The organism is Halomonas sp. (assembly GCF_041689495.1).
In the GTDB taxonomy this organism is placed as follows: Bacteria; Pseudomonadota; Gammaproteobacteria; order Pseudomonadales; family Halomonadaceae; genus Halomonas.
In genome coordinates, this window is sequence record NZ_JBDNGD010000336.1 from 1 (window position 1) to 6,422 (window position 6,422).

4 protein-coding genes and 1 pseudogene are annotated in these 6,422 nt (G+C 61.9%); 2 read left to right on the forward strand and 3 right to left on the reverse strand.

Going from position 1 to position 6,422, the window contains the following annotated elements:
• Positions 1-305, forward strand: a 305-nt coding sequence (locus ACESMD_RS10720; protein ID WP_372612998.1) for a GNAT family N-acetyltransferase, incomplete at its 5' end; no start/stop codon positions are given.
• 427 nt (positions 306-732) lie between these two features.
• Here ACESMD_RS10720 and ACESMD_RS10725 read toward each other — a convergent pair.
• From ACESMD_RS10725 to ACESMD_RS10735, 3 genes and pseudogenes are all read right to left on the reverse strand, one after another.
• The gene (locus tag ACESMD_RS10725) at positions 733-2,031 is read right to left on the reverse strand and encodes an MFS transporter (protein ID WP_372613000.1); all 1,299 of its coding nucleotides are present in this window, start codon (positions 2,029-2,031) and stop codon (positions 733-735) included.
• Positions 2,032-2,372: 341 nt separating this feature from the next.
• Positions 2,373-2,489 (reverse strand): annotated as a pseudogene (locus tag ACESMD_RS10730) (IS3 family transposase); the annotation flags it as partial.
• Positions 2,488-5,472, reverse strand: a complete 2,985-nt coding sequence (locus ACESMD_RS10735) for an ankyrin repeat domain-containing protein (protein WP_372613002.1) — start codon at positions 5,470-5,472, stop codon at positions 2,488-2,490. The gene ACESMD_RS10735 and the pseudogene ACESMD_RS10730, both read right to left, overlap by 2 nt.
• Before the next feature lie 93 nt (positions 5,473-5,565).
• Between ACESMD_RS10735 and ACESMD_RS10740 the strand changes: the two genes are divergently transcribed.
• On the forward strand, positions 5,566-6,087 hold the full coding sequence (locus ACESMD_RS10740; RefSeq protein WP_372613004.1) for a transporter substrate-binding domain-containing protein: 522 nt from the start codon (positions 5,566-5,568) through the stop codon (positions 6,085-6,087).
• Positions 6,088-6,422: the final 335 nt, after the last annotated feature.

Below are 6,422 nucleotides of genomic sequence, written 5' to 3' on the forward strand. Positions count from 1 at the left end.
AAGTATTTGTTGCTGTTTCGAATGACTCGATTGCAGGCTGGATTGTCATAGAGAAACGCATATCGTTGAGTACGGAATTTACATCTGAAATTACCGGACTGGTAGTGGGCTCAAACTTTAGGCGTTTAGGTATTGGACAACTACTCGTAAACGCCGCCGCTGAATGGTCTCAAAGTTTAGGGTTATCGCAAGTTGTTGTTCGTTCAAATGTAAGTCGCTTGGAATCTCATGATTTTTATCAATCAATCGGTTTTGAGCTTAAAAAAACGGCGCATGTTTATGCGAAGGGACTGAAAAAGGCCTAAGGAAACGCTGCACTTTAGCGCGTCAATCTGGATGAGTAGCCAGCGACAATCAGGATGAGAACCAGTGTGTCGCGGCCCCTTCGCTGTTTATCCTGCTTCGCCGGGTGGGCAAGGCGTGTCATTCGCGTCATTGTCGCTGGGCGACACGGAGCGCATGTCGTTGATCACGCCACCCGAATCGCTGTAACGACGAAGCTCCGCCTCGGGGTAGAACTGGGTGACGAACACCTATGGCCTGATTGTAATGACCCCCTGGTTTCTGCAGACCTCCGCCAAGGGGACTGACGTCTGGCAGTTCACCGATACCGAGGTCAGAGCGATCATCGTGACGTTGAATGATCGACCGAGGAAACGACTCGGGTATCGGACACCGGCCAAGGTGTTCCTGGGGGAATACTCCGGTGCCCGAATACCGCAGGTGAGGCCCCTATTGGTTGGGTTCAGGGTTTTCAGCTTCATCCGCGACGAGCTCTAGTGGAACGGGCTCTAGTGGCTCGCCGGCCTCGTCCTGGAGCTGGTAATCGTACGCCGCCTGGAGGCCGGTTTCTTCCTCAACCTCCTCCTCGGGCTCATGGTCAAGTTGGCGCGGATAGAATGGCGACAGGATGGCCACCAGGATGCCGAGCGCGGAGAACATGGCAAACGCATCTGCGTAGCCAAATTTGTTCACCAGCAAGCCGACGACGGGCGAGCCGGTCGCCTGCCCGAGCGAGACAGCCATGAAGGGCAGTACCGGCCCCATCGACAGTCGGCCCGGCAACAGGCGGATGCCGGTCATCAGATAGAGCCCCGTCAGACTCATATAGGCCAGGCCGAAGACCAGCGCGGAAAATACCGCTAGCACTGACTGACCGGGGCTGGCAGCGAGCAATGCCAGGCTCGCAGACAGCATCACCAGCATCAGTGCATGCGTGATGGGTGGGTTGTTGCGATCGGCCAGGTCGGCCACCACGGCACCTCCGAGACCGGCGATGCCAACCGCTAGCCATAGCCATCCGGTTGCGCCGGGCGGCAGGCCGCCGAGGGTGACCACCAGATCGGGCGCGAAGATCCAGTAGGCGGAGGAGACGAAGCCCATCACGAAGGCAAACAGCGAGAGCCTGGAGAGACGCGGCCACGGCAGTTCGTTGATCGGAGGCGGCGGCGCGGCGTTCGCCGGCATGATCCTCGACACCGAGGGCAGGAAGAGCCACGCGGCAATCACTCCGATGCCCGCCAGGACGGCGAAGGAGAGGTAAGCGAAACGCCAGGCGCCGGCCAGGAACAGCACCGTCGGTACCGCAACGACCACGCCGATGCTGGTACCCGCGTTCATGACCGAGCTGACGCGCCCGTGTAGCGAGCGTTTCACCAGCGCCTGCATGGCAGCCGTGAGCGCCGGCATCATCAGGCCGGTGCAGATGCCGCAAGCGAACACACCCACGCCGAGCGATAGAGCGCCAGAGGCCTGGCTGATCAGCGCCAGCCCGCCGACGCCGAAAGCACCGGACAGCATCGCCGTGTTGCGGGCACCGAGATGATCGGCGGTGAACGGCGCGACCAGCGTGGCCAGCAGGAAACTGATCAGGGGCAGTGCGCCGATGATGCCGATCACGTACGGCGTGAGTTCCAGCTCAGCGCGAATGGGGGGCACGAACAGGCCGAAGGCGAAGCGCGCGAGCCCGTAACTGATCGCGACCAGTGCGGCACCAAAGAGCGCAAACCCTGTGCTCGAAGGAGGTTTCATACCGCCTCCGCCAGGTAAGCATCGACGATTCCGGCCCGTTCCGATTCCAGGCACAACCCCTGCCGCGCGATGACCGCCCGTGGCTGCTCGATATCATTATTTGCGTTGATCACCATGTATCCCTCACATCCTGGATTCATAGAATAACTGCAGCACTTTGGAGCAGCAGGTAAAGGCGGGAGGACCAGCGCCGGTCCCCTCCTCGGCTCACCGACCAAAGTAAAGCAGAGCATGGGATACCGACAGCTGCCCCAGCTTCAACGGTAGCAGATTCACGCCCGTTCTGACCTCGGCATGAGTCAACGACAGATTGATCTTACCCAGAATTTGTGGACACCGGCCTAAGCGATCATTCGGGCCTCGAAGGCCTCTGGGCTGATCATCCCGATTGCACTGTGCCGGCGTTGCCGGTTGTAATCCAGCTCAATGTACTCGAACACCGTCGCCGCCCGCTGACTACTCCTCCTGAGGTCGATCCGCCGCCAGGGTACGGCACAGGGCTTGCAGACTATCCTGCCGACGCCGGTCCTGGTTGCGCAGGAAGTCGGCGCCAAACAGGCGAGCCTCCTTGGTGGATATCCTTTCCGCGAAGCGGCGGATACCCAGGTCCTCCAGCGGGAAGCGTTGGTGCAGGTCGATCCACCTCGTGCCGTCGCGAAGCTTCAGGGCCGGGTTGAGCACGTAGTGGCCGCGCCGCAGGCGCAGGAACAGCTTGCGGTTATAGCGGTCCTCGCGCCGGATCTCGTTCTTGGACAGGATGCTCGAGAGGTATTGTCGGCGCTTGCGGCGCGGCGGCAATACCCGATCGGGAAGCCTGGCAACCCAGCCTTCGATATCCTGGGCGGTGTAGCCGTGCTGCCATCCCAGGGCCGGGCCGAGATGACGATAGAACATGGCCTGAAGCAGCTCGAGAAGGAAGGTTTCCATCAGCCTCCGATCAAGCTTCACCAGGCGGTCGTCGACCTGCACGCTGAGGCTCGTCGGCGCCAGCAGGGGATAGAGACTGGCCAGGCGTTGGCGGGCGAAGGCATCATTGAGCATCGCCTGTTCCAGGGCGAAGTGCAGGGCGGTGAAGCCATTGTTGGCGGTCAGCGTCGGATCGGCCCCCCGTTCGATCAGCTGTTCCACCAGCGCGCCGTTACCCAGCCGCGCCGCGATCATCAAGGGCGTGAGACCGAAACGGGTGCGATGATCCACGCCGTAACGCTGCGTATCTCTGAACACCGCCGTGGGGTGGTTCATCTCGTAGCTCATGAAGCGATTGCGATGGATCTGACGAACCGCCTTGCTCTCGGTATCCAGGGCGGGCTTGAAGCCGGCCTCGGCGAGGGCGTTCAGGGTAGGGCGATGATGGTGAAGCAGGGCGTATTCGAAGACCTCGAGGCGCTCCTTCTTGCCGCCTTCGGCGAGGACTCGGTCCCGCCATTCCTCGAAGGCCGCGCGGTCCAGCACCGTCCAGGGGACCGGCTGTTCATCCAGTATCTGCTTGCGAATCGCCTGGGCCTGCTCGTCCTTGCCCTGGAGCTCGAGCCGTCTGGCTTCGTGCTGCCAATCCTCGAGAGAGGAGTCGTCCTGTTCCAGCCGGAGCTCGCCCTCCAGGCTCTCCATCTGCAACAGATTCAGTAGCGGATGGTCGAGCCGCGTCTCCACTAGATAGACATGGCGCACCGCCCGGGTCACCGCCACGTAGAGGGCATTGATGAAGAACTTGTAAATCTCCAGCGATTTATCGTGCTTGTCCTTGGCTCGGCGGTAGCTGAGCTCCTCGCGCTCCAGCGCCTCGGAGTCCACGCCCTTGGCGATCGCTTGAAACATGTCCGCATCATCGCTGATCACGTTGTAAAGGATGACGCTGTCGTATTCGAGTCCCTTGGCTTCCTGGATCGAGAAGACCAGAGGGGTGCGGAACCAGCGCCGAGCCTCCGCCTTCAGCGCCGGATGCAGCACCACCACGGCGAAACGCGTGGACCGGGCGGTGCGGCTGTCGAGTTCACGCTTGAGCGCTTCCCGGTTCTCCAGAAGCTGCACCTGCCCCGACTGCTCGACGGCGCTGCGCACCAGATAGTTGCTCTCGCGATCCACCGAGCCGAAGCGTGCATGCTTGAGCTTGAGGATGCGGTTGGCCAGCGCCGTGACCAGCGGTGCGTTGCGATAATTGGCATGCAGGATGCGCACCACCTCGCCGTGGCCGGTCAGGTCGCGCTCATGAAAGAACAGCGACTTGACGCTGGCCCAGGAAAAGAAGTTGGGGTGGACGATCTGGTTGGCGTCGCCGCTGAGCAGGAACTGACCGGGCTCGCGCAGAGTGTGCAGGATCAGGTAGAGCTGAACGTTGGTGATGTCCTGTACCTCGTCGACCACCACGAAGTCGTAGCTTGGCCGCACGAGGGCGAGGTGATCATGGGCGACCAGGTTGGGATCATAGAGCCCTTGCTCATCGAGAAAGGCGAGGTAGCGCTCGAAGAGGTCATAGACCCGGGGCCGCTCGGCCTCGGGGAAGATCGACTGCTTGACGCCGAGTTCCAGGTAGTCCTCCCGCGACCGCCAGCCGCTCTCGGTCACCGGCCCGGTGATCACGCCGCGGATCTCCTCGTAAAGCTTATGCGAATCGCTCAGGCCGCTGCCCTGGCGGTGGCGCTGGAACCAGGCCTGGAAGTCGCGGTTCTCGACCTGCCGGCCCTGCGGCACCTGGATGCTTTCCAGCAGCTCCTGGAACGACAGGAAATCCACCGACTGGTCCGGGTTGTCGTAGCCGTGGGCGTAGTAGAGATCCCGGGCGCTGGTCACGAGGTAGGACGAAAGACTGACATAGAGCACCTCACCGATGGCCTCCTTGAGCTTCTCGAGGATCAGCGCCGTCTTGCCGCTGCCGGCGGAGCCGATCACCACCAGCGGCGGCGGCGAGGCGAAGACGTCTTCCTGCTCGTCGTCGAAAGTCAGGATCTTGTCGAGCAGGTGGAAGCGCTCGCGTGTCGGATGAAGGTAACCCAGGGGTTCGGCGTCCGCTTCTTCCGGGGTGTTAACGCGTGGAATCTTATCCTCGTCGATCACCGCGTCGCCGGCCAGGAAGCGCGAGCGTTCATAGGCGTGATTGCGCAGGTATTCGAGTATCAGGCAGCAGGTCTCGCCCGCGTGCCGGTAAAGCGAGAACAGCACTCGGTCGCGCTTGTTGAGCCGTGCCCGATAGAGATTGTCGCCGATCTTGCGGACATCGGCCTGTCGAAAGTTGTCCGCTTCCAGGGCGGCGCGCAGCTTCTGGAAACCGGGAATCGATTCCGCGTCTAGATCGCTATAGAGCAAGACTCGCATGGAGGTGGACGCCGTGTTCGTTTGGCGGATACGCCAAGATGCCGAGATTTCCTGCCGCGCAGGAGCCTGATCGTTCCAAAGGACTATTGTTGCAGAGGACCGGCCAGGGATCAAAGCAGGGCAGCCGCCCATCGATAATGAGTCTCAAGCGTGATTGGCGTTTCACTATCGATGAGAAAGTTTTCATGGAATGAACGGGTCTAATCGTGGGGACCTGGATGGTGCATGGGTCGGGACATTGTCGCCGCGAAGTGGTCACGGAAGGCCGCGATGAACATCACCGAGGATCGTGCCCGTCAGGTGCGTTTCTCCGAGCCCTACTACCAGGTGCCCTCGGCGTGGGTCGGTCAGGCCGGGGCGGACCTCGATGTCGAGGGCGAGCTGGCGGATGTGGCCATCGGCGTGCAGCAGGGCACCATCCAGGACCGCTATGTCACCCAGTTCCATCCCGAGGCGGACATCCGCCGTTACAGCGACTCGGGCGGTGTGGTCAACGACATGCACTCCGGGCGCCTGGACCTGGTCTTCACCGCCTTCCCGCTGGCCCAGGAAACCTTGCTGACCGACGACGCCTTTGCCCGCCGAGGCCCGCTGGTCACCGAGCCGGAGTCGATCTACGGGCCGGGGATCGGTGCGGCCTTCCGCCAGCGTGATCGGGAACTGGTCGAGCGCTTCGACGCCGCCATGGCAGAGGTCAAGGCGAATGGCGCCTTCGAGCGCCTGCAGCGGAAATACTTCGGCGAGTAATGGCGGGTCCTCATCGCCGGGGCTTGGTCCGGCCGACACCTTGGCGTCCGGCGCCCTTGGTCAGGGCGATGGCCCGATGCCGTGGAGAGGGGGCGAGAACTTTCCCCCGCGGATCAGGCAACGCCCGGGCGAGCCAGCATGCTCATGATCAGGCGGATCATGGTTTCCTTGTTGGCCGGGTCGGACTCGCCGATCAGCAGCGTCAGGGCGGCGACGGCCACCTTGGCCTTGAAGTCACCGCTTTACTGCCGACGTTTCTTGCTCATGATCGGGGTCTCCTGGTCGGACTGATCAGAGCTTAGCGCCTGGTTCGAATTTCGGGGTCCACTATAGTG